Consider the following 25102-nt stretch of genomic DNA (forward strand, 5'->3'; position numbering starts at 1 on the left):
GGCGCCGGTGTACGGATCAATTGAGGCAAGGCAGAGCGGGTAATGGGATTAAGAGATCTTCTGCCGGAAAGGAAATAATTATGAACACACAGCTGAGAGGCAAAATGCTGCTGAAAGTGGGAGGCATCATCTACATCGTTTTTTCAGGGTTTTCAATTCTGGCGGGGGTGCTGTCTCTGATCGGGGGAGGACTTTTTCTGGCGGGCGGTCTGAGCGCCGGAGAGGGTGTCAGCACGGGCGTGGGCGGCGTGGCGATGATCCTCGGGGTCGTTTTGATCGCGTCCAGCGCGCTGGGACTGATCACAGGGATCCTGGGCGTCAAGTACTGTGAACGCCCGGATAAGGCGCAGACGTGCTTCGTTTTGGGGATCATACTGCTGGTATTCAGCGTATTGAGTCTGCTGGGGAATCTGGTATCCGGAAACAGTATCGTGAGCAACCTGATCGGATTGGCGCTGCCTGCGCTGTACACCTACGGAGCGTATCTGAACAAGCAGGCTGCGGCTGGATACGACAGCGGAATGTATCACAATCATACATATGGAACCTACGGCCAGTCCGGGAACATGGGCGGCCAGCCGGGAAACTGCGGTCAGGGCGGAAGCGTGAACGGCCGGCCCCAAACTGTGGATCAGGGCGCGGATCTGAACGGGATCCCCGGCCAGGGATCCGGATCCGGGATGGATCAGAACAGCGGTCAGGCTCAGAATTCCGGAGTAAGCCTGAGAAAGCCGCAGGAGGGGACCGCGCCGTTCCCCGATCCCACCATGGATTTTCAGCCGTCGGCGGACAATGAAAATAAACGGACCGTGTATCTGGATAAGGACGATAGGCATTAATAGAGGACTCCGGAGATCCGGGTATTCGCTGCGGGCGGTATAGACGGGATCCCGTTGTATCGGAAGAAATAACAGAAAGGCTGCTGTCTCCAGGCAAATTTGCCGGGACAGCAGCCTTTTTCGCTGTCGTACTGCCCTTTATGCGGGCTTTGGATCAGATAAACAGACCCATAATATGGGATACGGCAAAGCATACCACGATGCCTGTGGCCAGTGGGATCAGGAAGGGATTGATCGGATAACACTCAGTTTTTACGGAGGGCTTCGATAAAAACCTCCGAAAAACGAGAAAAAACGGAATAAAACGCACGGCGTCTTTTATTTATAGGGGATTTTTGTCGAAAACAGTAAAAAAATAGGACATGATAGTAGATTGTATCCAAACGGCTGTTGGAATACCATGAGGGTGGAAGAAAACTTCTCAATTACTTAATCTTATCTTATCTTATTCATTTTATTTAAAGGAGGGAGTTAAATCATGGATGCTATTTATGCTGGATGGCTGTCTATTCTGCCGCCAATCGTAGCGATCGGCCTGGCGCTGGTAACAAAAGAAGTTATTTCATCGCTGACGGTAGGTATTCTTATCGGAGCCTTCACGTATTCATTTACGATAGGCACGGGCGTAATGGGGGCCGTTACGGCGACATTCTCCACCATGGGCTCGGTTCTGGGCGGTAACATTAATATCGTCATCTTCCTATCGCTTTTGGGCGCGCTGGTAGTGCTCGTCACCATGTCGGGAGGCGCGCAGGCGTACGGCGTCTGGGCGTCTACAAAAATCAAATCTCCGGTCATGGCGCAGCTGGCGACCGGTCTTCTGGGAATTATCATTTTTATCGACGATTATTTCAACTGTCTGACCGTAGGCGCTGTAATGAAGCCGATCACGGATAAATACCAGATATCGAGAGCAAAGCTGGCTTATTTTATTGATTCTACGGCCGCTCCGGTCTGCATTATCGCACCCATATCCAGCTGGGCTGCGGCGGTTGGCTCCAATCTGGCCACATCTCGCGCGTTCGACAGTGAAATGCTGGCTTTCATTTCAACCATCCCGTTCAACCTGTACGCGCTGCTGACGATTACCATGGTCATCGTAGTGGCGACCTTACATATCGGCTACGGCCCAATGAAAAAATTCGAAGCCATGGCCAGAGAAGGGAATCTGGACGCCGTCGATTCAAAGGCTGCGGTCGATCTGGAAACCTCCAACGAGGGAAAGGTAAGAGATCTGGTCATTCCCATTTTGGGGCTCATCCTGTTCTCCATTTTGGCTATGCTGTTCACAGGCGGCTTCTTTGATGCCGGCGGCGACTTCAGCATGGATTTCGTCGGGGCCATCGGCAACTGCGATTCCTCGCTGTCGCTGGTATTTGGCGGTTTTGGCGCGCTGATCCTTGCGTTTATCATGTTCATTCCGAGAAAGCTCATCAGCTATACCGATTTCTTCGCGGGAATTACGGAAGGCGTAAAGAACATGGTTCCGGCAAACATTATACTGACGCTGGCATGGACCATCAGCTCCGTCTGCCGCGATATGCTTTCCACCGGACAGTTTGTCGGCGATCAGGTTCAGGCAAGCAATTTCCCCATCGCGTTCCTGCCGGTCGTCATTTTCATCGTTGCGGCGTTCCTTTCGTTCTCCACTGGCACGGCCTGGGGCACGTTCGGAATTCTGATCCCCATCGTAATCGTTATTCTGGAGGGCGGGGTAGACGTAGATTCCAGTCTCATGACCGTTACGCTGGCCGCGACGCTGGGCGGTTCCGTATTTGGAGACCACTGCTCGCCAATATCGGATACGACCATACTATCCTCGACGGGTGCGTCCTGTCCGCATATGGACCACGTTACCAGCCAGATTCCGTATGCGCTTACCGTAGCGGTATGCTGTGTCATCGGCTACTTCGTTTCCGCGCTGACCCATCAGAACCTGATCGCGATTCTGATTTCGGCCTTCGGTTCCCTGGCGATTGCTCTGTTTGTTCTGAATAAGTTCTATCCGAACCACGAGAACAAAGCGCACGCACAGAAAATGGCGGCAAAGAGCTGATCGTACAGAAAAGTGGACCAAGTAAAAATTATTATAAAAGATGCGGATGGCTCAGGCTGTCCGTTTCTTTTATATCTGTGAAATACAATAATCGCCGGCTGTGCATTACAGCCGGCGATCTCTTTTTCCGCGTTCGCAGAGAACGTTGAGCGATCCTTTCTTCAGGCACGTTTTTGAGCGTCCTTTTTATCAGACATGATTTCAAGGAAGCCGCCCCTTTGTCAGGCTGCGTTCTCAAGAGATTCGCAAGAAGTTCTCTGGATAGGCGCGGATCAGATAAACAGCCCCATGATATGGGATACGGCAAAGCATACCACGATGCCCGTGACCAGTGGGATCAGGAAGGCCAGCGCCGTCCATTTCCAGCTCTGTGTCTCCTTTTTGATGGTCCAGCACGTCGTGCCGCACGGGAAGTGAAGGAGGGAAAAGAGCATAGTGCAGAGGGCTGTGGTGGCGGTCCATCCGTGATCTACCAGCAATGTGTGGAGCGCGGCGGTACTCTGCAGCTCCAGCATACTGCCTGTGGCCATATACGTCATGATGATAATGGGAATGACGATCTCATTGGCCGGGAAACCCAGGATAAAGGCCATAAGTATGACGCCGTCCAGACCGATCTGCCGGGCAAATGGGTCAAGAAAATCGGTGCAGTGTGCCAGAATGCTCCGGTCCCCTGCGTATACATTGGCCAGAAGCCAGATGATCAGCCCGGCGGGAGCCGCGATCACTACGGCTCTTCCCAGGACGAAAAGCGTGCGGTCCAGTATGGAGCGGATGATGACCTGACCGAACTGGGGACGGCGGTAGGGCGGCAGCTCCAGGGCGAAGGAAGAGGGGATCCCCTTCAGCAATGTCTTCGACAGAAGGCCGGATATCAGCAGCGTCATGAAGACGCCAAGCAGGATCAGTCCCGTCAGCAGGACGGCGGACAGGACTCCGCTCAGGGGACCTGCGGCCGCACCGGCGAAGAACATGCTGATGATGACGATCAGAGTGGGAAACCGTCCGTTGCACGGAACGAAGTTGTTCGTAAGTATGGCGATCAGGCGTTCCCGGGGCGAGTCGATAATACGGCAGCCCGTAACGCCGCAGGCGTTGCAGCCGAAGCCCATGCACATGGTCAGGCTCTGCTTTCCATGAGCGCAGGCCCGCTGGAAACACCGATCCATGTTAAACGCCACCCGGGGCAGATACCCGGCGTCCTCCAGCAGCGTGAACAGCGGGAAGAAGATCGCCATGGGGGGCAGCATGACGGAGACCACCCAGGCCAGCGTTTTGTAAATACCCATGACCAGCACTTGCTGCAGCCATTCCGGCGCGCCGGCGGAAGCAAGACCGCGCAGCATGGGCGCCTGAAGAGAGGTGAAGAAATCCGACAGCATGGCGGAGGGGACGTTTGCGCCGGCGATGGTGATCCAGAAGATGAACGCCAGGAGCAGGATCATGAGAGGATAGCCGAATTTCCGGGAAGTCAGGATGCGGTCCAGCCGGCGGTCCAGACTGTGGGGATCGGTGCTCTCCTCCTGAACGCAGGCGTTGTAGATCCGCCCGCTCTGTTCCACGATCCTGCGCACGGCTTCGTCGGCCTGGGCGTCCGTGTCGCCGGTCTGCGCGCCGATACCGTCGGCCGTTTTCGCCGGTTTATCCGGGCGGTCCGCCGTTTCTGCCAGAGCAGAGGGAACGGCCTTCGGGGGGATGGTGCCCTCATGGGTCCGGGCCATGAGGTCGACGGCCTGCATGAGCTCGCCGAGCCCCTTATTGGAACGCGCTGTGGTCCCAACAACGGGTAAGCCGAGCTCTTCTGACAGTTTTTCCAGATCCACGCGGATCTTTTTCTTTTTTGCTTCATCCAGCAGATTGACGCAGACGATGATACGGTCTGTGATCTCACGGATCTGCAGCACCAGATTGAGATTGCGTTTCAGACAGGTGGCGTCGGTGACGCAGATCACCAGATTCGGTTCGCCGCCGCACAGATAATCCCGGGCGATCTCCTCTTCCACAGAGCTGGCAAACAGGGAATAAGTACCGGGCAGATCGACCAGCGTGACCTCGGCGCCGTTGTATTCGTAGGTGCCGCGGGCGTTGGAAACGGTTTTTCCGGGCCAGTTTCCAGTGTGTTGATGCATGCCGGTCAGAGAGTTGAAGACTGTACTCTTACCCACGTTAGGGTTTCCGGCCAGCGCTACAGTTACTTTTTCCATACGCTTCACCTTTCGCAGTTGCTTTCCAACAAGATTTTTCTCGCATCGTCTCTGCGAAGAGCGATCACTGCGCCCATGACGGAATAAGCCGTGGGGTCGCCGGAGGGACTCTGATGCAGGGCCGCCACTTCCGCGCCCTCCACAAGTCCCAGATCCAGCATTCTGCGGCGCTGTACGCCGTTTGCCGTCAGGGAGCTGACTACGCCGCGTGTGCCCAGCGGCAGACTGTCAAGCGACTGATTTGAATTTGTAAATTGCTGCTTCATAGATTGCCTCCAATAGTTTAAATAGACGGCCGCGGCTGAATCATGACGCCGGAAGAAAGTCCCGGACAGCCGGTGAAATCAGCGGGCCGGAGACGTTTTTCGTCTCTGTGCCAGTGTATGAGTTAAAACCTGTCTGTGTGAAAGAGGCCCCACGCATAATTTTGCGATGGCACTGGTGCGGTACGGGAGGATATGGTATGATAAGGGCGTCCGGAAAATGCCGCGGAGGGCGGCAGAGGGGCGGCTGAGAGACCGGGAACGGTTCTGGAGGGCGCGGATATTTCAATTGAGCTATGGAGAAAATCAATGAAAGTCGGGAAAAAATTAATTATTGCGATGGTGCTGATCTCGATCGTCCCCAGTCTTGCCGTCGCTTTTACAGTCAATATACAGATGAAGAATACGGTGCATGATCTTCAGGAGAAATCTCTTGCCAGTCTGGCTAACGTGGTGTCCGCGCATATTTATGATTTCTGTAACGGGCAGGAAATGGACAGCCGTTTTTTCGGCCAGGTGACTGCGTACAGAGAATGTCTGCAGGCGCATGAGCAGGGCGCCGGACCGGGCGAGACGGAATACTGGGATGCGGAGGTGGAAAGCCTCTTTGAGCGGACGACCACGATCAATGATAATATAGACGGCGGCGCGCTGATCGACGCCACAGGCAAAACCATACTGGCCTACAACAAAAATGAAGAAGGACATTCTGTTGCAAACACGGAAATGTATAAGTCCATCATGGGCGGAACCGAGCTGTATCGAAATACGGTGATCAATGCGGACGGTTCACGAAATATAAACATCGTAGTTCCCGTGAAGGATGAGTCCGGCGCGGTCATCGGACTGCTGAAACGGGTGGTCAATCTGAGCAATCTGAACCTTTATATCGACGAAGTGGAGATCGGTGAAACAGGATACGTCTACGTCATAGACGAGAACGCCACGCTGATCTATCACGGTTCGCAGGAGAAAATGGATCTGGCCGTGGGAGAATTTCAGGACCGGGAAGAACTTGACGAACTGCTGCGCCAGGTCTCCGCGGGCACGCTGGAAAAACCTTCGGGGATCATCCGCTATAATAATCGGGGCGTGGACACTGTTGCGGCCTACAATCAGATGGAGGAACTGGACTGGGTCGTTCTGGTGGCGATGGACAATGAGGAGATACTGGGACCGGCGGTAAAGGCAACGAGAACGCTGGGTATCGTCAGCATTCTGATCGCCGTGGCCACGGTAGCCGCATGTTATTTTATCGTCCAGTCGCTGCTCTTTCCGCTGACCCAGCTCAGACAGCGTCTGAAGCGCATTGCGGAGGGAGACTGCTCCGCGCGGTGCGAATACGCTCAGGGCGATGAACTGGCATCTATTATGGAGAGCGTCAACGACGTGGCCATTCGCCTGGATAAACAGGAACAGGAGCTGGAGCGGGCGAAGACAAGAGACGTTTTGACCGGAATGTATAATCGCATGGGCGTGCTTGAACTCATGGGAAAACGTCTGCATTCGGAGGAAGATCAGGCGATCCTCCTGTTTGACTTCGACGATTTCGGCCTGCTGAACGAAATCCTGGGGCAGGAGACATGCAATGAAATACTGAAAGAGCTTTCGGAGAAATTCTGCGCTCTGCCGGAATCCGTCCGCTGTGCGGGCCGCTACAGCGGAGACAGTTTCGTTTTAATGGCTGAATCCTGGAACGAGGAAGAGAGACCCGAGGCCCTGGCCGAGTGGGTGCGCAAAGCGGTGGAAGAGATCCGCTTCGTCTCAGGAAAGCCGGTGCACGCCACAGTCAGCGGCGGCGTGGCATACATCGACGATTCGGACGGCGATCTGAATACCTATTTAAAACGGGCCGCCACTGCCATGCATAAAGCAAAAAAATCCGGAAAGAATACATTTATGGTCTTTTCCGATGAGCTCTGATCTGCTATAATAGAAAGGCAGTGAAAAAAGGAAGATACAGGAACACATATTTTAAGGGCTGTCGGGAGATCAATAAAAAAGTAAAAATAAGTTGAAAAAAATCCCTTGACAGATAGTCAAAAACTGTGGTAATATCTTTCTTGCAGCGCGTTCCGATGCGCTAATGTGGCGGTGTAGCTTAGTTGGCTAGAGCGTCCGGTTCATACCCGGAAGGTCGGTGGTTCGACTCCACTCGCCGCTACCATTTACGATTGGGGCGCTTAGCTCAGCTGGGAGAGCATCTGCCTTACAAGCAGAGGGTCATAGGTTCGAGCCCTATAGCGCCCACCAATTGCGGCCTGGTAGTTCAGTTGGTTAGAATGCCAGCCTGTCACGCTGGAGGTCGTCGGTTCGAGCCCGATCCAGGTCGCCAATTTTTAATGTTTTCTTTCGGTCAGAGGAAGGAAAGCATGCTCGGAAAGAAGACGTCAGACTCTGCGCCCAGCAGTCCGCTGACACTATGGTGGGTATCGTCAAGTGGTCAAGACCCAGGGTTGTGGCTCCTGTATGCGTGGGTTCGAATCCCACTACCCACCCCATAAAATTTAATACGTTATTTGATGTTGGGGTATCGCCAAGCGGTAAGGCAATGGATTCTGATTCCATCATGCGCAGGTTCGAATCCTGCTACCCTAGCCAACAAAAGAGATTCGGCAGAGCAGGCGTTTGCTTTGCCGAATTTATCGAAACGGGATATGAAAAAATCCTTGTAACCCAGAAGAAAAAACGTTATAATAATAAAGCAGAAAAGAGTAACATACAGCGGTCTGACTGCATATACTGATCTTGCAGCTGAGACCGGCGATATGGCGACATAGCCAAGTGGTAAGGCAGAGGTCTGCAAAACCTTTATTCCCCAGTTCAAATCTGGGTGTCGCCTCCAAAAGAAAACCATGGAATTTTAATAGTTCCATGGTTTTTCTTTGCTTTTTGGAAAGGTTGTTTGATGTTATTACCTATTTCACAGGAAATAATGTGAGATAATCGCTGACTTTCATATCATTATCAGTGATCTTCTATTTTTTTACTGTTTTCGCCTATTCCGCAGACCGTCACCCGCCGGTCCAGAAATCTATTCATCGCCGCCGTATTTCTCAACGACGATGATATGGATCCCCGCGCCTTTTACAGCGGAACTGATATGCAGTTTATCATCCGCGTGTTCGATATTCACCTGTGCCTGAGGCTCCGTGTTCAGCATGTGGATCCAGGCTTCCGGCAGAGGAAAGTCTTCCGGAAAGCCCAGATGGGACATATGCGCGAATATGGAATTGAAATTTGACAATGCGTATTTTGCGATCACATATTGGCCGGGTTCCACTGGAATGCTGAAGTCAACATTGAGTTCATCCTTGAAAGAAGTGATGATGTCGTTGGCTTCGTAGACGGTGGCGTTGCGCATGTACAGGTGTTCGATGTCGTCGTTATAATTGATCGCAACAAGGGTGTACGAATCTTTTTCAGGCATGTCGTTTTTGATCACGCAGTAGTATTTTCCCCAGTAGAGAAGGCTTCCTTTTATATTCCTGAGAAACCGGTAGGCGTAATAGGACGGTTTGGGGACGAGGCAGGAAGTCAGGCAGGAGGGGAGCCCCTTTAAGATCCTGGATGGTTCGCCCTGATCCCGCAGTCTGCAGTGCAGTATATTTTCCTTCGAAATAAAACAGGTCCGGAACATTTGTATGGCTGCGGCGATTGAGTCGTACCCTGCGGAGGAACCGCAGCATAAGCTGTTGTCGCATACTGTGGACACCTCATAACCGATGAAAGTGAGCCTGTTTGTGATCAGCGCTGTGGTCGCCTCGCTGTCGCCCTGCCGGAAAGCCAGAATGACTCTGGAAGCGTTAAGCTCATGGAGCCGGCTGAACAGCCCTTCGCCCATGATGTGATAATCTTCCTGAGTGATAACCACTTCAAGACTGAGCCGGATCTGCGTGACAGGCGTTATCTGAGGATCCACATCAAGGGAGAGATGGAGACGGTCTATGACGGAAGCGCTTTTTTCCTGATCGCTTACGGCGGACATACACCGTCTGATGAGGGTCACCGCCTGATTGGCGGAAAGCCGTTTAAGCCGCGCAGGCCTTGCAGCGCTGAGAATGTGCGGCATGTACAGTTCCCGGTATTCCTGGGGGGCGTGTCCAAACCATTTACTGAAAAATTTCTCGTAATACGATGTGGTTGAGAAACCCACATCTCTAGCGATCGCACTGATCTTTCGGTCCGTTTCCAGCAGGAGGATCTCGGACATCTCCACTCTGGCGAAACACAGAAATTCCTGAAAGTTTATACCCATGTAATCACGGATCAGATGAGACAGATAGAAGGTGCTTAAGTGCTCTCTTTCTGCCAGTTCTTCCAGCGTGATCCGGCTGGAATGGTTCTCGTATACATAGTTTATGATCCGGCTGATCCGCTCCACCGCGATGGAATTATCATTTTGAAAATCTACCACCACTTGATCATCGAAGGCGAACAGGTTGAAATACTGGTTCAGATAGTTTATGACTTCGATCATCTGATCGACGCAGGCGTTTTTATAATTAAAACTCTTCCTGGAATAATCCAGAAGTATGTGAAGAAGCATTTTGCGGAAAGTATCCATCTTAAGATATTTATCATTGTTTACATATGACATGAAACAGGCCTTGCCCAGGGTGGGAAAATACTGCGTGAAAAAACGGTTGCTGACCTGAATGATCGCCACCACATTCTCTTTTCCTGTGGCGGTCAAACCGTGGATTTCATGGCCGCTGTTGGTAAAAATATCTCCTTCTTTCAGAAGATAATGATGACATACGTTTTTCAGACGGATCTCGCCCTTGAGAACATAGATAAATTCAACATCCTGATGATAGTGATAAGGATATTCCGTAACGTTTGCGATAGTTATGTTGATCGGATAGTTATCTGGATATGCTGTTTTTTCAAATAACACGCCGGATACCTCCTTTGAAAATGGAATGCCTGGCTGAAATGCAGATCGCGATCTATGTACACATTATATAGCAGATCAGAAAACGTGGAAAAGATTTTTGCTGATTTTTTTCGCAAGATAATCAGGGTTTACAGCAAAGTAATCATCGGAAACCTGAATCTGTCGATCCGTGATCCATTGGGGAAAACAGTTCCCGATCAGCTTAAAATCGTTTATTACAAGCAGAAGGACCGACAATTAAAATGTTTGGGAAATCAGCGTTATGGCTTTTCTTGATCCGACTGCCCAGCCCGGCAGCCATACCGAATATCTGTAAATATTTTTTGTAATTTTAGATTATATTTCCTATTTGCTTTGAAAGCAACCCGATCAGAAAAGTAGGCAATCCAGTTGTTGTCTTGGACTTTTTCATCTTACATAATATTTGTAAAGGTTGAGAAACGGGAGGAGGATACGATGTTAACACCGAGAGTGAATAGAATGAGGGAAAAGCTTTTCAGCACGATCCCAACGATCACGGCAGAGAGGCTGGTTCTGGCGACGGAGGCATATCAGAAATTTGCCGGAGATGCAGTTCCTGTTTTTCGGGCCAGGGTGGTCAACTACATCATGGAGAACATGACGACGCTCATCATGGATGATGAACTGGTCGTGGGAACAGCGACAAACGCATACAGGGGCGCCAACCTGCATCCGGAATTTCAGTCCAGTTCGTGGTATATCAGCGATATTGACGAGATCACGACAAGAAGCAATGATCCGTACCGCATTTCGCCGGAAGACAGGGAGACGATCCTTGAAACCCTGAAATACTGGGAGGGAAAGTCCATGGAAGATCTGGCTCAGTCCGTACTTCCAGAGCATACCCGCCAGCTTGAAAAGGACGACATTATCTGCGTGGGTCTTGAGAACGGCGTCTCCGGAGAAACTCTGTGCGATCACGAAAAGATCCTGACCGTAGGGATCAGAGGGTACATGGAAGAGTGCCGGAAAAACATAGACAGCATGCTTCCGCAGAGTATGGAGGAACAGGCCAGGGTGGATTTCTGGCAGGCCTGCATCATTCAGTGCGAAGGGCTGATCACATATGCGCACAGAATGGCGGACGAAGCGGAGCGGATGGCTTCGGAATGTACGGACGAGAAGAGAAAGCGGGAACTTTTCGCCATTGCGGAGAACTGCAGAGTCGTTCCGGAAAATCCGCCCCGGACTTTCTGGCAGGCGCTGCAGTCGATCTGGTTCGTACACGTTTACTTCCACATTGAAGTTTGCACCACCGCATGCGGTTTCGGCAGATTTGACCAGTACATGTGGCCGTTTTACAAAAAGGACGTGATCGACGAGAAGAACATCACAAGGGAAGAAGCGCTGGAAATGCTGGAATGTTTCTATCTCAAGGCATGTGAGGTATATGAAGTGCGGGACAACTGGTATGCCACGTCCTTCGCCGGTTATCCCATGTGGCAGATACTGGTCGTGGGAGGGCAGACGCGGGACGGCAGAGATGCCACTAACGACTTGTCCTTTCTCTGTCTGGAAGCGGCGGATGAACTTCAGACCACACAGCCCACAATGGCGGTAAGAGTTTGGGAAGAAACGCCGGAAGAACTGATCAAGTTGGGATGCAGGATGATACAGGAAGGACAGGCGAATCCAGGCTTCTTCAATGACAGCGCGGCGATGAAGATGTGTCTTGGCAAGGCCGGATGCACCATAGAAGAGGCGAGGGACTGGACGATCGTCGGTTGTATTCAGCCGGGCCCAGGCGGCGGCGGAACGGACGGTTCGCCTGATGCGGGATACGTAAACATGGGAAAGATGGTCGAATTCGTTCTGCACAACGGCGTCGACCCCGCCACGGGCAGACTTATGGGACTTCAAACGGGGGATCCGAGAGAGTTCAGGAATATTGAAGACTTTAAAGATGCTCTCAAAAAACAGATCATCCATCATTACGACATCATCAGAGAAAGTTACAACCTGATGCAGAGCATACACATGAATCGTTACCCCGTCATCTTCGCGTCCATGGTGACCAGAGGATGCGTGGAAAGCGGAAAGTCCGTACAGCACGGCGGCGCACAGTACACGACATCGGGGATGTACATTTCAGGGGCGGCTAATCTGGCGGATTCCATCGCCGCGGTGGAGAAATGCGTATTCGAGGATAAGGACGTGACCATGGATGAGCTGATCCGGGCATGCGACGCGAACTTCAAAGGACAGGAACGGCTTCGCCAGCTTTTGCTGAACAAGCCTGAGAAATACGGCAACAACCTGGAGCATGTGGACAGTATCTGCAAAGAGATGATACACTACGTTGCAAATACGGTCCAGGGCTGGAAGGACGCCAGGGGAGGCGGCTACGCCTTTGGCATAGACACGCAGACCCTGAACCTTTCCCACGGTCTGGTTACGGGAGCCCTTCCCGACGGAAGGCTGGCGGGCGAGCCCTTCTGCGACAGCGCGTCGCCGATGATGGGCAGAGATATCAACGGGCCCACGGCTACCGTCAAGTCGGTGGCCGCCATGGGACAGGAGGTACTGCATGAAGGCGCGCTGTTCAACCTTCGGTTCGACCCGAAGGGAGTGCAGGGAGAAGAGGGCCTGAATATTATTGAAGGCGTGATCAAGACATTCTTCCAGGACGGCGGCGAACATATCCAGATCAATGTAGTCGATAATGAGACCCTGCGGAAAGCTCAGGAAAAGCCTGAGAATTACAAGGGGCTCATGGTCCGCGTAGCGGGCTATATGGCATACTTCACAGAGCTGGATAAAAGAGCGCAGGATATCATTATCTACAGAACAGCGCACTTATCACAGAATCGGCATGAATCATGATCGGAGGATGGATCGTTTAATGAGTCACACACAAAATAGTATTCTTGTAGGAAGCATTCAGAAATTTTCTATAGAAGACGGACCGGGAATCAGAACGACTGTGTTTCTTAAGGGGTGTCCTCTCCGCTGTAGATGGTGCCACAATCCTGAACTGATCGACCCGCGGCAGCAGCTGATCCAGCTGCCAAACAGCTGTATCGGCTGCGGCTGCTGCGTGAGGGCATGTCCCCGGGGCGCGGTGTCGATGGATCCGGAAGAAGGGGTGGTGATCGACAGAGACAAATGCGATGTGTGCCTTGTCTGCGCGGATCAGTGCTACGCCCAGTCTCTGAGACCCGTAGCCAAGCCGATGACCATAGAAGAAATACTTCGCATTGCGGAGCAGGATAAGGGCTTTTACGACAACACGAAAGGAGGGATCACAGTCAGCGGGGGAGAACTTCTTCTGCACGCGGAATTTGTAAGCGGACTTATCGATGAAGCGGGGAAACGGGGGATCAGCGTGTGCCTGGATACCTGCGGCTTCGGAGATCCGGAGGCGCTCATGGAACTCTCGCGGAAAGAAAACGTCACGGATATTCTATACGATATGAAGTCCATTGACGACGAGGTACACAGAAAGTACACGGGAGTCAGCAATCGACTGATCATCGACAACCTGAGAATGCTGGCGGCCGATGGGAAAACTGCGGACAAGCTGATCATGAGAATGCCGCTCATCGGGGGAGTGAACGACAGCGACGATATCATAAGGCGCACGGGAGCGCTCTGTGCAGAGATCGGAGTGAAACGGGTGAATCTGCTCCCTTATCACAGTCTGGGGATCAGCAAGAAAAGAAACGTGGGCGGTACACAGGAGGAATTTGAACAGCCGTCGGAAGAACGCATATCAGAAATTGAAATTTATTTGAAACATGAAATAAATTTACAGGTAGGGGTCCTGGGAAGAGCGTAACAATTATTTCTGATCAACTGAAGGTAATTTAAGAGAAAGGAAAATAACTATGGACGGGACTAATTTAGGCATCATCTCTTTAATTCCGGCGCTGACTTTTTTCGTACTGGCGCTGACAACGAAGAAGTGCATCACCAGCGTCATGATATCCGGAACGGTCGGGTACATATTGTACTATAAGGCTGATTTCTTCATGCCCATGATGGATGCGGTCCAATCGGCGGCAAGCAATGCGGACAACAACTATATCGTGATCATCTGCCTGCTGTTCGGATGCTTCGTTCAGCTGCTCAGAGAGGCGAAGGGCGCTCTGGCGGTGGGTGAATTGGCCAGGCGGTATGTGAAATCGGAAAAGCAGGTGCTGTTCCTCACCTGGTTATGCGGAATTATCATCTTTATCGACGATTACCTCAGTATACTGGTAACGGCTAACTGCGTGCTCAGTCTTTCCGATGAGCACAAGACGCCCAGAGAAATGCTCTGCTATATTATCAACACAACGTCGGCTCCGGTCTGTCTCATCATACCGATCTCCGCATGGGTCGTATTCTTCTCTGGAATCTTTGAACAACAGCCGGAGGCCGCCGTGGCAGGCAACAGCGCCATGGACATTTACTACCACATCATGCCGTATTTCTTCTATCCCTTCCTCTGCGTCATCTTTGTTCTTCTGGTCATTTCGGGGATCATTCCCAAGATGGGCGGGATGAAGAAAGCCTATCAGAGAGTCGCGGAAACCGGACAGCTCTGGCCGGAATCAAGCAGCATGCTCAATCAGGGGATCGAGACCGGTGAAGAAAAGAACGCTGCCGGAGATAAAGGAGAAGACGGAAAAGAAGTAAAATCACACCTCTGGGCCTTCATCGTGCCCATGGCGGTGGTGATCATAACGGCTTTATGGCTGGACGATATCCTTTACGGAGTGGTCTTCGGCATCGTATCCTGTTTTGTCCTGTTCGTTCCGACTAGAATACTGAAGTACAGTGAATTCTGCAACGCCTGCTACAAGGGACTTGAAGATATGCTGTTTATCGCAGTAGTACTTGTCACGTCGTTATTTTACAGGCAGGCGATCACCCTTGTGGGCCTGTCCGATTTCCTGATCGAAGCCGCAGGCCCCTATATGAGCGCAGCATGGCTTCCGGCGATCACATTCGTACTCATCGGTCTGGTGTGCTTTGCAACGGGCAGTATCTGGAGCATTCCCGCCATATGCACGCCGATCATTCTGCCGCTGGCCGCATCCACCGGGGCGAATATACCCCTGACGCTGGGCGCGATCATTTCAGCCGCATGCTTCGGCGCACAGGCCTGCTTCTATTCGGATGTCACGCTGCTTTCGTCTTCCGCCTGCAGGATCAATAACGTAGATTACGCGGTGGCGCAGCTGCCCTACATAGGAATCGTTACGGCGATCACATTCGTCGGATATATCATCGCCGGCTTTGTGTTGTAGGAAGCGGCTGAGCGAACAATCAGCGGAATGAACGTTCAGCAAAATGAACGCTTATGGGAGGAACATCATGACATATGAACAGATGAAGGAACGGATCATTGCAGAGGTCGGAAAATACGGTCCGGAATTGGCCGTGGTCAACGACGATATAGCCGATCATCCGGAGGTGTCCGGGCAGGAGTACGAGACCTCGCGAAAATTGGTTGAATTATTAAAGGCCCACGGCTATAGGACGGAATACCCCTACCGGCCTGATTGCGGAAAACCAACGGCATTTCGGGGAATATACGGAGAAAATGATCATAAATATAAGATAGCGCTGCTGGTGGAGTACGATGCGCTTCCGGAGCTTGGACATGCATGCGGACACTGCCTGAGCGGGGCTATGAGTATTCTGGCGGGCCTTGCAACGAGGGATCTGCAGGATGAACTGAACGCGGACATCCATCTGATCGGAACGCCCGACGAAGAAGACGACGGCGCCAAAAGCATCATGGCCGAAAAGGGAGCGTTCGATGAATATGATATGGCTATGATGGTGCATCTGTATAACAGGAACATCGTAATGCCTAAATTCCAGGCGCTGGCAGAATACTTCTATGAGTTCCACGGGAAATCAGCCCATGCATCCGCAGCGCCTTGGGAAGGGAAAAACGCTCTGAACGCTGTACAGCTTATGTGCCATGCGGTGGATATGCTGCGTCAGCATACGAAAGGAGACGCGCAGTTTCACAGTATTATAAAAGAGGGCGGCGTGGCTCCGAATATCGTTCCGGAAAAAGCGGTCCTGCAAATGTTCATAAGGGCTGCAGACAAGAAATATCTTGAAGAACTCATACGGTTAGTGGATGACTGTGCAAAGGGCGCCGCCATCGCCACCCAGACCACGTGGGAAAAATGCCCTCAGGAGCAGCTGTATTATGTGGATCTCAGAGAGAACAAAACGGGAGAAAGATCCATCAGAGAACGGTTCGAAGAACTGGGGATCCCTGAAAACGGTCCCGGAGATCTGCTCTTTGGTTCTTCCGACATAGGTAATGTAAGCTATGCCTGCCCGGCGTTCCACCCCTGTCTGCAGGTGGTGGATGAAGCCGCGACGCATACAAGAGAGTTTGCGCAGGCCATGAAGACAGACAGAGCTCATAAGCTGCTGGAAACAGGCGCGGAGCTGATCGGTCTGCAGATCGCCAATATCTTCAGCGATGAAGAAAAAATTGCGGGGATGAAGGCGGATTTCGAGAACAATAAGTAACACAGTGGAGCAGGCCTGAACAGTTGAAACGGCCGCCTGAGATCCATGGGATCAGGCGGCCGTTTTGGTATCGTGCAGGAAATATCCCGAAGGAATATTGATGAAATAATAGAGAATTCTGCTTTGCCGGTGAGCCCGCGGAGCGGGGGATGATGCGGAATAGAACCTATCTATTCCTCCATAAAAAACTCCATGGCCAGACGGTTGAGGGAGTCCTGATCCCCGGCGGCCATCAGTTCTCTGGCCGAGTGCATGGCCAGGACCGGGACGCCCACGTCGGCGGTGAGCATGGGAAGCCACGCGGAGGAGAGGGAGCCCAGCGTGCTGCCCCCCGGAATGTCGGAGCGGTTCACATATTTCTGGTATGGAATGCGGTGGGCGGCGCACAGCTGCTGGATGACGCCCAGAGCGGCGCTGTCTGTGGCGTAGCGCTGACTTGTGTTGATCTTCAGAGCAAAGCCTCCGCCTGCCTGTGGAAAATTGGTGAGATCGTTTTTGTCCGGACGATTGGGATGGTATCCGTGGGCCACGTCCATGCTGATCATGAGGCCGGCGAGCAGGTTGTCATACATTCTTGCTTCGCTGATCCCCAGGGCGGCGTACAGTTTTTTGAGCAGGATCGTCGTGATCATGGAGTCGGCGCCCTGCTTTGTCTGGCTGCCTACCTCCTCATTGTCATAGAGCGCGATGAGACTGACGCTTTTTCCGTTTACGTCTCCGTTTCCGGCGGCAGTGATCCCCTTGAGGCAGGCCATCACGGAGGTGAGATTATCCAGTCTGGGTGCGGACAGGAATTCGTTTCGCAGTCCCAGCAGACAGCCGTCTTCAGCGTTATAGACATAGAGATCGAAGTCCAGAATATCTTCTGGGGGGACGCCCAGCTCATCAGCCAGAAAGTCGTAGAAGAAGGTATCCTGATTGAGATCGTCTTCCAGAAGGCCGGCGATCGGGAGCATGTCGTTCTGCGGATTCAGCTCCTGTCCGCTGTTGATCTCGCGGTTGACGTGGATGGCCAGATTGGGGATCGTCAGCAGAGGGCGGCTTATTTCCACAAGACGGGTGCGCGGAGCGAAGACAGAATCGCCCTTCAGGGTGACACGGCCGGCCACGGAAAGGGGACGGTCCATCCAGGTATTTCGGATCAGCCCGCCGTAGCATTCCACGTTCACTTTTAGAAAGCTTTTGGAGGTCATTTCCGGAGCGGGTTTGATCCGCAGACAGGGATGGTCCGTATGGGCGGATAGGATCCGCAGGGAATGGGAGGTCTCCAGCTTTTCGCCGATGTGAAACGCAAAGAGACTTGTCCCGTACACCGTCACATAGTAACGGCCGCCTCGCTGAAGGTTCCAGTCTCTGCATAGATCCAGAGACTGAAATCCCGCCGCGTCCAGTATTTTCGCACTCTCCGCCGCGACGTGGAAGGGGGAGGTGCCTTTCTTTATAAACGATAGTAACTCATTTGCTGCATTCATGAAGAACTTCCTTTCTGCTGTTTTCCCACTGTGTTCCTGTAGTTTTTCTGTGCTTTTTCCCGTTATCTTCCGGCCTGCAAAAGGCCCATTATTCGCTCTCGGCACCGTCCTCGGGTACGTTTGCCCTGTCTTTTCCACGATCGAGACAGTACATGGAATTTTCATATATGTATATTCCGGCGCTTGCAAGGAAATTGGCGTACTCGGTATCGTCGAGCCTCTCGATGGATTCTGCGATCTGCCGGCGGATCTCCTCCGGCCTGAAAGGCGAGCGCACACCGCGGACGATGAGAAATACCACGGTCAGCGCCGTGCCGCAGAGCACCATCAGCCAGCCGTGGCCCTGATTCCAGAATAGCTCAAGAATAAAGTAAGCGAATACCAGACACATAGCCCAGACCGCCAGCATAACGCGGAGCATATCCAGTAAGACCGTTACGCGGAAGGCGAACGGGGTCTTCAGGGCGGGCTCCTTTATGGCGGGATCAATGAGGGTCTGTCCGCACTCGGTACAAATTTTGATCGGGCATCCATAGCCCCCATAGATGGTCTTGTTGCGTTCCAGTTTTGTATCGCAGTGGGGACAGTTCAGCGAACGATTGCTCATGTGTTGTTCCTCCTTAAAACGCAGACTGCCGGCTTTTTCCGACGCGCTGCAGCTATGGCATTAAGTATAGCACAATCTTCCGTAGATTTCCATTCCTCCTTCCAACTCAGAGAACCGTTCCGTCCGGACAGGCGGATCGTCTGCGGGGCGGCAGGGCTGAATGTCTGGGTGTGTGCGGTTATTCAGGTCGGCCGGACGGAATGTTTGGGTGCGTATGGTTATCCGGCGCGGCCGGACGGCGCCTGAGTGTGAAATCTGCCGTACGTTTGGACGGGCGTTTGGGTGGGTGAAGTTTGAGGCCGGAGGGGGGATTGGATGTGCGCAAGTCAAGGCACGCCGGTAACAGGCCGCTGATAAAAGCAAAAATTTGCTAAATAATATAAAATATGATATACTGTTGATGCAGGGTGGTCCGGTGACAGCCGCTGAGACGTCAGGAACCGGCGAAAAAGCCGGGACGACCAGAGCGGCCAGGGTTACAGGGGAGGTCATGGCTGCCGGGGGTGGCTAGTACTGCCGGATCGGTCCGGGCGGCTGAAGGGTCGGCGCAGGGCGCAGAGCAGGTCTTTTCAGGTGCGTCTCCGATCCTGCAGGCCAGCCGCCTGTGCTGGGAAATAGAAGGACATGGGAAAAAATGGGGTCAAAAAAGCAAATGGGCATGGAAAAGGAAATGAGAATGGGAATGGGAATGGAAGGGGAAAGGACAGGGGGATAGACGAATGGATGATCGGACAATGAGGGCGGGATTTTTCATGGGACCGCCTCAGCGGCGGCCGCTGACCGTTGGGACCCTGGGGTTCGCACTGGGTATTTTTCTGCAGTTTTTCGCGGGATACCGGTTTTGCGTCGGCCTGCCGGGACTTGCGGCTCTGGCCGCCGCCGCTGCCTTCGTCCCGGGGAGCAGAGGAAAAAGGCGGAGGTCTCCGCCGGTCTCGGAGGCGGGACTGCTGCTGCGCTCCGCTTTGATGCTCATTCTGGCCGCGTGCTGCTGCGGCAGTCTGCTGATGTATATGGAGATGGGACGGACAGGAGCAGATACAGTGGAGGGCTTGACAGCGGAGGAAAAACAGGCTGTCAGGCTTTCGGGAGAGATCGAGAGCGTGCGCCCCCATGAGAGACGCGGGGAGGGCGGAGACAACGCTCTGGAAGCGGATTACTGCAAGGTGACGCTGCGGACGGGTTTTCGGGAAAAGGCGTTGGTGTCGGTGCGGGGAACGCCGGAGCAGCTGGGCGTTTCTTCCTTTGCGGATCTGGTGGGCAGGAGGGCGGAGGCTTTCGGTTCATTGAGTCTGCCGCCCGGGCGCAGAAACCCGGGATGTTTTGACTACCGATCATATCTGCGCAGCCGGGATGTGTTTTTTCTGCTGGATGCGGGCCGGGGCGGCCTGAAGGCGGATCGGCGGGTGAGCAGTCCGTTTTTCCACCAACTGGCGCTGATGCGGGAAGCCTTTGCGCAGCGGGTGCTGGAAGGCGGGGACGGTGAGACGGGCGGACTTTTGCTGAGCATGCTATTTGGCGATAAGTCCTATCTGGACGAGACGGTGTATGAGGAATTTCAGCAGAACGGCACAGCCCATCTGCTGGCGGTGTCGGGCATACACGTCAATGTGATCTATCTTTACATGAGGAAGCTCATGGGGAGCAGGCGTGATCTGGTCCCCTCGGCGGCAGTGCTGGCGTTTCTGGCGGTCTACGCGGCGCTGTCGGGATTTGCGCCCTCGGCGGTGAGGGCTTCGCTGATGATCGCCATGAGCGCGTCGGCGGTGCTGCTGCGGAGGGATTATGATATGTGCACGGCAGTCTCTGCGTCGGCTCTGCTGCTGCTGGTCCTGCAGCCCTACCGGCTTTTCGACGCGGGGTTTCAGCTTTCATTTCTGGCTGCAGGGACGCTGGCAGTGATCCTGCCGTGGGCGGAGGCCAAGGCGCTGGGCATGGCGGACCGGCTGCGGTGTAAGTGGATCGGAAGGCTGTTTGACGCGGCGGGCCCGCTGGTCGTACTGCAGATCACCATGGCTCCGGCCACCGCGTATTTATTTCAGTATTTTTCATGGTCTTCTTTCCTTCTAAATCCCCTGCTGATCCCGCTTGCGGGAGTTGTGGTCCCTCTGGGGATGCTGGCCTTTCCGGTCAGTTTTCTGCCAAAGCTGCTGTCCGGGATGCTTCCGGTCTCCCTGTTGGGATCATTTCCGGAGCAGGCGGGACAGGGGATCTTTGCGCTGTGTCTGAATGGGGCGCTGCTTCCGGCCAGGATCATGATCCTGACCGGTCGTATCTTTGCGGAACGGGACTGGGGGTTCTTCCGGACGGTCAGTCCGCCTATGGGAGTGATGATGCTTTTTTACGGAGGTATATTTTTTGCCTGCTGTGAGAGCCGGTATCTTTTCATGCGAAGGGGCGGCCGAAGGATAGCAGGGGGAGTTTTGGCGGGGATTCTGACGTTCAGTTCCGTATTCCCCTGGGCGGCGGGCGCTGCGGATCTGCCGCTGCCTTTTTCCAGAAGAACGTATCCCATGGTATTTGTAGACGTGGGCCAGGGCGATTGTCTGCACATCCGCACGCCGGGAGGCAGGAATGTGCTGGTGGACGGAGGCGGAAACCGGAACTACAATATAGGAAAGAAGACGCTGGCGCCCTATCTGCTGAAGAATGGCGTGAAGAAGATCGACCTGGCGCTGGCAACGCATCTGCACGCGGATCATTACCGGGGAATAGAGGAACTGGCCGCGATCATGCCCGTGGAAAAAATCGGATTATACGAAGGAAACAGGCTTCGCGAAGAGGAGATCAGAGCTGGGCTGCAGAGGGAAAGCGGGAAACAGGAAACGGAGATGCTGTATTTGAAGAAGGGAGACCGGATCCGTCTGGATCAGGACGTGTGGGTGGAAGTGCTGGCTCCGGAGAGGAAAAGCGAGGCGGAATACCGGCGGCTGATCGCCGACGATGCGGATGAGAACGCGTCCTGCCTGATATTTCGCATTCACTGGAAGAAACTCACGGTACTCATGACGGGGGATATGGGATTTGAGGGAGAGACTGATCTGCTGGCCCGGGGCGGAGGGGCGGAGGCTCACATCCTGAAGACTGGACACCACGGCAGCCGGTATTCCACCTCGGAGGAATTTTTGAAGGCGGTGTCTCCGGACGCGGCGGTCATTCAGGTGGGAAAAAATAATTTTGGCCATCCCTCCGGCCGGGTATTGGAATTATTTCGGGATTACGATATAATAACATATAGGACCGACCAGGACGGCGCGATCTTCGTCCGGAATATCTCAGAAAATGAGGCGGTCCTCAGCGATATTTGCGAGGAGAAATTATGGCGTATCAGTCTGCAAAAGCGCAGGAGCACGCGTATCAGACCTTTCAGAAGGACCTGAAAGGGGAGAGCCTGCCCAACGCGCTGTTTTTTTACGGAAGAGAAGGCTTTCTGGCCGAGTGGGCTGTGGGAGCGCTGATCAAAAAATATGTAAATCCGGCCGTGATGGCCATGGAATATTCCCACATGGACGGAAAGACCGTTACGATCGACGAGCTGAAGAACTGCTGCGAGACGCTGCCCATGCTCTCGGAGCGAAAAGTGGTGCTGGTGACGGATTTCCCGCCGCTGGCCGGTGAGAAATCCAAGAATTTCAGCGAGGCGGATGAGAAAGAACTGGCAGAATACATTAAAAAACTGCCGGACACTACACTTCTGCTGTTCACAGCGGAAACGGCCGACCGTCGCAGGAAGCTGTTTAAGGCTCTCACGGAGAGCGGGAAGGTGTACGATTTCTGCCAGCTGCCGGAAAAACAGCTGGTGAATTTTATTATGAAGCGTCTGAAGCTGGCGGGAAAGAGTGCGAGGGCTTCAGCCATCTCCGCGTTTATCGGTCAGACGGGCTACTATGACAAGGAGACGGACTACACCCTGTACAATGTGGAAAACGACGTGAAGAAAGCGGTTTCTCACAGCTCGGGAGAGGAAGTCACGGCGGAGGATTTCGGCGCAACGGTGGCCGGAAATATCGACACCAATGTATTTGCCATGCTGGACGCCGTGAGCAGGGACCGGAAGGAAGAAGCGTTTTTATTCCTTCACAATATCCTGGATTCCGGAGAAAATACGTATAAACTGCTGGCGCTGGTATGCAGCCAGTTTGAGCTGATGCTCTCCGCCAAGGAGATGAAGGAGGAGGGCCTGCCTTTCTCCGACATCCAGAAGCAGCTGAACGTTCATGAATTTCGGATAAAAAAGGCGCTGCAGTTTGCCCAGGGGTACTCCGTGCAGAAGCTGCGCCGGGTCCTGCGGAGCGCCTATGAGGTGGATAAGAACATAAAGACGGGCATACTGGAGCAGAGACTGGCGCTGGAGATGTTCGTGGCGGAGATATAGCGGAAGAAAGGGCCGGACGCCGCGGCAGGATGGAGACCGCAGACCGCAGGCGGAAGACCGCAGACATTCGCGGATGGTTTGATATTTTTTATAGTTGGTCCCGACCGGCGGGAGTAAGTTCTCCCGCCGGCAGCGGGTTTTTGGGAAGGGTTGCTGACAATAATGAAACAACAAGTGAAAGCGGATCTGATGCTGGTATTGGTCACGCTGTTTTGGGGGATCTCTTACATACTTCTGGATCTGAGCCTGGAGCAGATTCAGCCGTTTACGCTGAATGCCATGCGCTTTCTCTTCGCATTTTTTGTCGCGGGGATCATCAGCTTCAATCAACTTAAAAGTGTAAATAAGACCACGCTCCTGTACAGTGCGCTGGTGGGATTTTCTCTGCTGTTTGTCTATATAGGAGCGACATTCGGCGTTCTCTATACCAGTCTGTCCAACGCGGGGTTTTTGTGTGCGCTGACCGTGGTGTTGACGCCAATATTAGCGTTTATATTCTTTAAACAGAAACCAAATCCCAAGCTGACCGTCGTGGTGGCCATGGCTCTGGCGGGGATCGCGCTGCTCACCCTGAGCGGGGGTATGCGGCCGGCGCTGGGGGATATACTCTGTATCATGTGCGCCGTAGCCTACGCCTTCGACCTGCTGATCACGGAGATCGCGGTGAGCAGGGAGGAAGTGGACGCCTATCAGCTTGGCGTGTTTCAGCTGGGATTTACAGGGCTGTTTATGCTGATCCTGTGTCTGATCTTTGAGACGCCCACATTGCCCCGTACCCCTGCGGTGTGGGGAGCAGTGCTGACGCTGTCCATATTCTGCACAGGGCTTGCCTTTATCGTGCAGGCCGTGGCGCAGCAGTACACCAGCGCTTCCCACGTGGGAGTCATCTTTACGCTGGAACCGGTCTTCGCCGGCATCGCGGCCTACTTCGTAGCCCATGAGGTACTGACGCCTCAGGCGTACCTGGGCGCGGTGCTGTTGGTATCCAGCCTGTTTGTCATGGAGATCGACTTCGGAAAACTGTTTCGCCGTAAGACGGAGGAACTATCGGAAGGTTTGCCGGCGGGATCGCCGGAAGGGGCGCCGGGTGAAATGGCGGCGGGATCGTCGGAAGGATCGCTGGATGAAATGCCGGAGGGATCGCCGGAGGGGGCGCTGGATGAAATGTCGGCGGGATCGCCGGAAGGGGCGTTGGATGAAATGCCGGCGGATAGGCTGGAAGAGACCGTGGTGAAAACAGCCGGCAGGTAAAGACAAAAGAGTCCCGAGAGGATGATCCGGGTACAAAAGTTTTCGAGATCCGAGGTCAGGAGGCTGTTGCAGAGCAAAATCTGTGGCAGGCTCCTTTTTTGCATTATTAGTAAAGCCACATGCTTGTCAGACTCGCAGATGTTTTTTCTGCCATATCGTCCATCGTTTTATTATTCTGTCTGATCGGTTCTGTCTCGGGCTGAGAATGTACAGTTCTGCCAGCTACTAACTGCGGCTGCAGTGTCACCGTACTCATTTTTTGGCTTGTGTTAAGCTGTGCCGTGGTGCGGGACCGTTGAACCGCAGTAAATCAGGGTTTCGGAGGCGTCATGCCGCGGGGTCTCCACGCGGCGGAATGGCAGGGACCCGGGTAGTATTGTGCTGCGGGACAGCAGAGCTGTTAGTGAGTTGGGGTAGGTTGAGGTTAGCTGAAGTCAGTTGTGGGATAGTCGGCCACGGAATAGGTGAAAAGAGCAAAAAAAAATGAATATCACCGAAAAACACGTAAGAAACAGCAATAATATTCCAAAATTTACTTGGAAATAGGCGAACACTCAATAAAAAATGGAGTTTCACCTATTTAACAGCCACATTGCGGCGAGATCGGGAAAAAAATCTAAATTTGACCTAC

Annotated in this window: 15 protein-coding genes and 6 tRNA genes; 16 read left to right on the plus strand and 5 right to left on the minus strand. The window is 53.3% G+C overall.

What is annotated here, in order from left to right:
* The first annotated feature begins 80 nt into the window (after window positions 1–80).
* Both E0E37_RS12470 and E0E37_RS12475 read left to right on the plus strand, forming a co-directional pair.
* Window positions 81–839, plus strand: coding sequence for a hypothetical protein (locus E0E37_RS12470; RefSeq protein ID WP_130863358.1), 759 nt, complete (start codon window positions 81–83; stop codon window positions 837–839).
* Window positions 840–1317: 478 nt separating this feature from the next.
* Complete coding sequence (locus E0E37_RS12475; RefSeq protein WP_130863359.1) at window positions 1318–2895, plus strand: Na+/H+ antiporter NhaC family protein; 1578 nt, start codon at window positions 1318–1320, stop codon at window positions 2893–2895.
* A 272-nt stretch (window positions 2896–3167) separates the two neighbouring features.
* On the opposite strand, the gene feoB is transcribed toward E0E37_RS12475, so the two are convergent.
* Both feoB and E0E37_RS12485 read right to left on the minus strand, forming a co-directional pair.
* Window positions 3168–5099 carry a ferrous iron transport protein B gene (gene feoB / locus E0E37_RS12480; RefSeq protein ID WP_130863360.1) on the minus strand — a complete coding sequence of 644 codons (1932 nt, stop codon included), beginning with the start codon at window positions 5097–5099 and terminating at the stop codon, window positions 3168–3170.
* A 5-nt stretch (window positions 5100–5104) separates the two neighbouring features.
* Window positions 5105–5365 (minus strand): FeoA family protein, encoded by a 261-nt coding sequence (locus E0E37_RS12485; RefSeq protein WP_130863361.1) that lies wholly within the window; start codon window positions 5363–5365, stop codon window positions 5105–5107.
* Window positions 5366–5671: 306 nt separating this feature from the next.
* Here E0E37_RS12485 and E0E37_RS12490 point away from each other — a divergent pair, with 306 nt between their 5' ends.
* The 7 genes from E0E37_RS12490 (at window position 5672) to E0E37_RS12520 (ending at window position 8207) form a co-directional block, all read left to right on the plus strand.
* The gene (locus E0E37_RS12490; protein ID WP_130863362.1) at window positions 5672–7285 is read left to right on the plus strand and encodes a sensor domain-containing diguanylate cyclase; all 1614 of its coding nucleotides are present in this window, start codon (window positions 5672–5674) and stop codon (window positions 7283–7285) included.
* Window positions 7286–7452: 167 nt separating this feature from the next.
* Window positions 7453–7529 (plus strand) — tRNA-Met (locus E0E37_RS12495).
* 10 nt (window positions 7530–7539) lie between these two features.
* Window positions 7540–7615, plus strand: a tRNA-Val gene (locus E0E37_RS12500).
* A gap of 5 nt (window positions 7616–7620) precedes the next feature.
* Window positions 7621–7697: transfer RNA gene (locus E0E37_RS12505), tRNA-Asp, on the plus strand.
* 90 nt (window positions 7698–7787) lie between these two features.
* Window positions 7788–7863: transfer RNA gene (locus tag E0E37_RS12510), tRNA-His, on the plus strand.
* A 25-nt stretch (window positions 7864–7888) separates the two neighbouring features.
* Window positions 7889–7963, plus strand: a tRNA-Gln gene (locus E0E37_RS12515).
* A gap of 169 nt (window positions 7964–8132) precedes the next feature.
* A tRNA-Cys gene (locus E0E37_RS12520) sits at window positions 8133–8207 on the plus strand.
* 189 nt (window positions 8208–8396) lie between these two features.
* Here the strand turns inward: E0E37_RS12520 and E0E37_RS12525 are convergent.
* Window positions 8397–10262 (minus strand): AraC family transcriptional regulator, encoded by a 1866-nt coding sequence (locus E0E37_RS12525; RefSeq protein ID WP_130863363.1) that lies wholly within the window; start codon window positions 10260–10262, stop codon window positions 8397–8399.
* 456 nt (window positions 10263–10718) lie between these two features.
* On the opposite strand from E0E37_RS12525, the gene E0E37_RS12530 reads away from it, so the two are divergent.
* From E0E37_RS12530 to E0E37_RS12545, 4 genes are all read left to right on the plus strand, one after another.
* Window positions 10719–13106: a glycyl radical protein gene (locus tag E0E37_RS12530; RefSeq protein WP_130863364.1), complete on the plus strand. Its 2388-nt coding sequence runs from the start codon at window positions 10719–10721 to the stop codon at window positions 13104–13106.
* A 19-nt stretch (window positions 13107–13125) separates the two neighbouring features.
* Window positions 13126–14061, plus strand: a complete 936-nt coding sequence (locus E0E37_RS12535; RefSeq protein WP_130863365.1) for a glycyl-radical enzyme activating protein — start codon at window positions 13126–13128, stop codon at window positions 14059–14061.
* A gap of 49 nt (window positions 14062–14110) precedes the next feature.
* Window positions 14111–15517, plus strand: coding sequence for a Na+/H+ antiporter NhaC family protein (locus E0E37_RS12540; RefSeq protein ID WP_130863366.1), 1407 nt, complete (start codon window positions 14111–14113; stop codon window positions 15515–15517).
* Window positions 15518–15584: 67 nt separating this feature from the next.
* A complete protein-coding gene (locus E0E37_RS12545) occupies window positions 15585–16769 on the plus strand; it encodes a M20 family metallopeptidase (protein ID WP_165445341.1) in 1185 nt (394 codons plus the stop codon).
* Window positions 16770–16939: 170 nt separating this feature from the next.
* Here the strand turns inward: E0E37_RS12545 and E0E37_RS12550 are convergent, their stop codons facing one another.
* Both E0E37_RS12550 and E0E37_RS12555 read right to left on the minus strand, forming a co-directional pair.
* Window positions 16940–18241 (minus strand): M18 family aminopeptidase, encoded by a 1302-nt coding sequence (locus E0E37_RS12550; RefSeq protein WP_130863368.1) that lies wholly within the window; start codon window positions 18239–18241, stop codon window positions 16940–16942.
* Between the two features lie 88 nt (window positions 18242–18329).
* Window positions 18330–18848: a hypothetical protein gene (locus E0E37_RS12555; RefSeq protein ID WP_130863369.1), complete on the minus strand. Its 519-nt coding sequence runs from the start codon at window positions 18846–18848 to the stop codon at window positions 18330–18332.
* Between the two features lie 719 nt (window positions 18849–19567).
* Here E0E37_RS12555 and E0E37_RS12560 point away from each other — a divergent pair.
* The 3 genes from E0E37_RS12560 (at window position 19568) to E0E37_RS12570 (ending at window position 24471) form a co-directional block, all read left to right on the plus strand.
* Window positions 19568–22225: a ComEC/Rec2 family competence protein gene (locus tag E0E37_RS12560; protein ID WP_130863370.1), complete on the plus strand. Its 2658-nt coding sequence runs from the start codon at window positions 19568–19570 to the stop codon at window positions 22223–22225.
* Entirely contained in the window at window positions 22165–23220 is a 1056-nt protein-coding gene (gene holA, locus E0E37_RS12565; RefSeq protein ID WP_130863371.1) for a DNA polymerase III subunit delta, read from the plus strand. Before E0E37_RS12560 ends, holA begins: the two co-directional genes overlap by 61 nt.
* 162 nt (window positions 23221–23382) lie before the next feature.
* Complete coding sequence (locus tag E0E37_RS12570; protein ID WP_130863372.1) at window positions 23383–24471, plus strand: DMT family transporter; 1089 nt, start codon at window positions 23383–23385, stop codon at window positions 24469–24471.
* Window positions 24472–25102 lie beyond the last annotated feature (631 nt).

This window comes from Bacilliculturomica massiliensis (assembly GCF_900605495.1).
In the GTDB taxonomy this organism is placed as follows: domain Bacteria; phylum Bacillota; class Clostridia; order Peptostreptococcales; family Anaerovoracaceae; genus Bacilliculturomica; species Bacilliculturomica massiliensis.

Bases quoted from the DNA above. Each gene is read 5' to 3' on its own strand.
- feoB (WP_130863360.1), bottom strand. From the start codon at position 5,099: ATGGAAAAAGTAACTGTAGCGCTGGCCGGAAACCCTAACGTGGGTAAG.
- E0E37_RS12535 (WP_130863365.1), top strand. From the start codon at position 13,126: ATGAGTCACACACAAAATAGTATTCTTGTAGGAAGCATTCAGAAATTT.
- E0E37_RS12545 (WP_165445341.1), top strand. From the start codon at position 15,585: ATGACATATGAACAGATGAAGGAACGGATCATTGCAGAGGTCGGAAAA.
- E0E37_RS12470 (WP_130863358.1), top strand. From the start codon at position 81: ATGAACACACAGCTGAGAGGCAAAATGCTGCTGAAAGTGGGAGGCATC.
- E0E37_RS12550 (WP_130863368.1), bottom strand. From the start codon at position 18,241: ATGAATGCAGCAAATGAGTTACTATCGTTTATAAAGAAAGGCACCTCC.
- holA (WP_130863371.1), top strand. From the start codon at position 22,165: ATGGCGTATCAGTCTGCAAAAGCGCAGGAGCACGCGTATCAGACCTTT.
- E0E37_RS12530 (WP_130863364.1), top strand. From the start codon at position 10,719: ATGTTAACACCGAGAGTGAATAGAATGAGGGAAAAGCTTTTCAGCACG.
- E0E37_RS12570 (WP_130863372.1), top strand. From the start codon at position 23,383: ATGAAACAACAAGTGAAAGCGGATCTGATGCTGGTATTGGTCACGCTG.
- E0E37_RS12485 (WP_130863361.1), bottom strand. From the start codon at position 5,365: ATGAAGCAGCAATTTACAAATTCAAATCAGTCGCTTGACAGTCTGCCG.
- E0E37_RS12475 (WP_130863359.1), top strand. From the start codon at position 1,318: ATGGATGCTATTTATGCTGGATGGCTGTCTATTCTGCCGCCAATCGTA.
- E0E37_RS12540 (WP_130863366.1), top strand. From the start codon at position 14,111: ATGGACGGGACTAATTTAGGCATCATCTCTTTAATTCCGGCGCTGACT.
- E0E37_RS12560 (WP_130863370.1), top strand. From the start codon at position 19,568: ATGGATGATCGGACAATGAGGGCGGGATTTTTCATGGGACCGCCTCAG.
- E0E37_RS12490 (WP_130863362.1), top strand. From the start codon at position 5,672: ATGAAAGTCGGGAAAAAATTAATTATTGCGATGGTGCTGATCTCGATC.
- E0E37_RS12555 (WP_130863369.1), bottom strand. From the start codon at position 18,848: ATGAGCAATCGTTCGCTGAACTGTCCCCACTGCGATACAAAACTGGAA.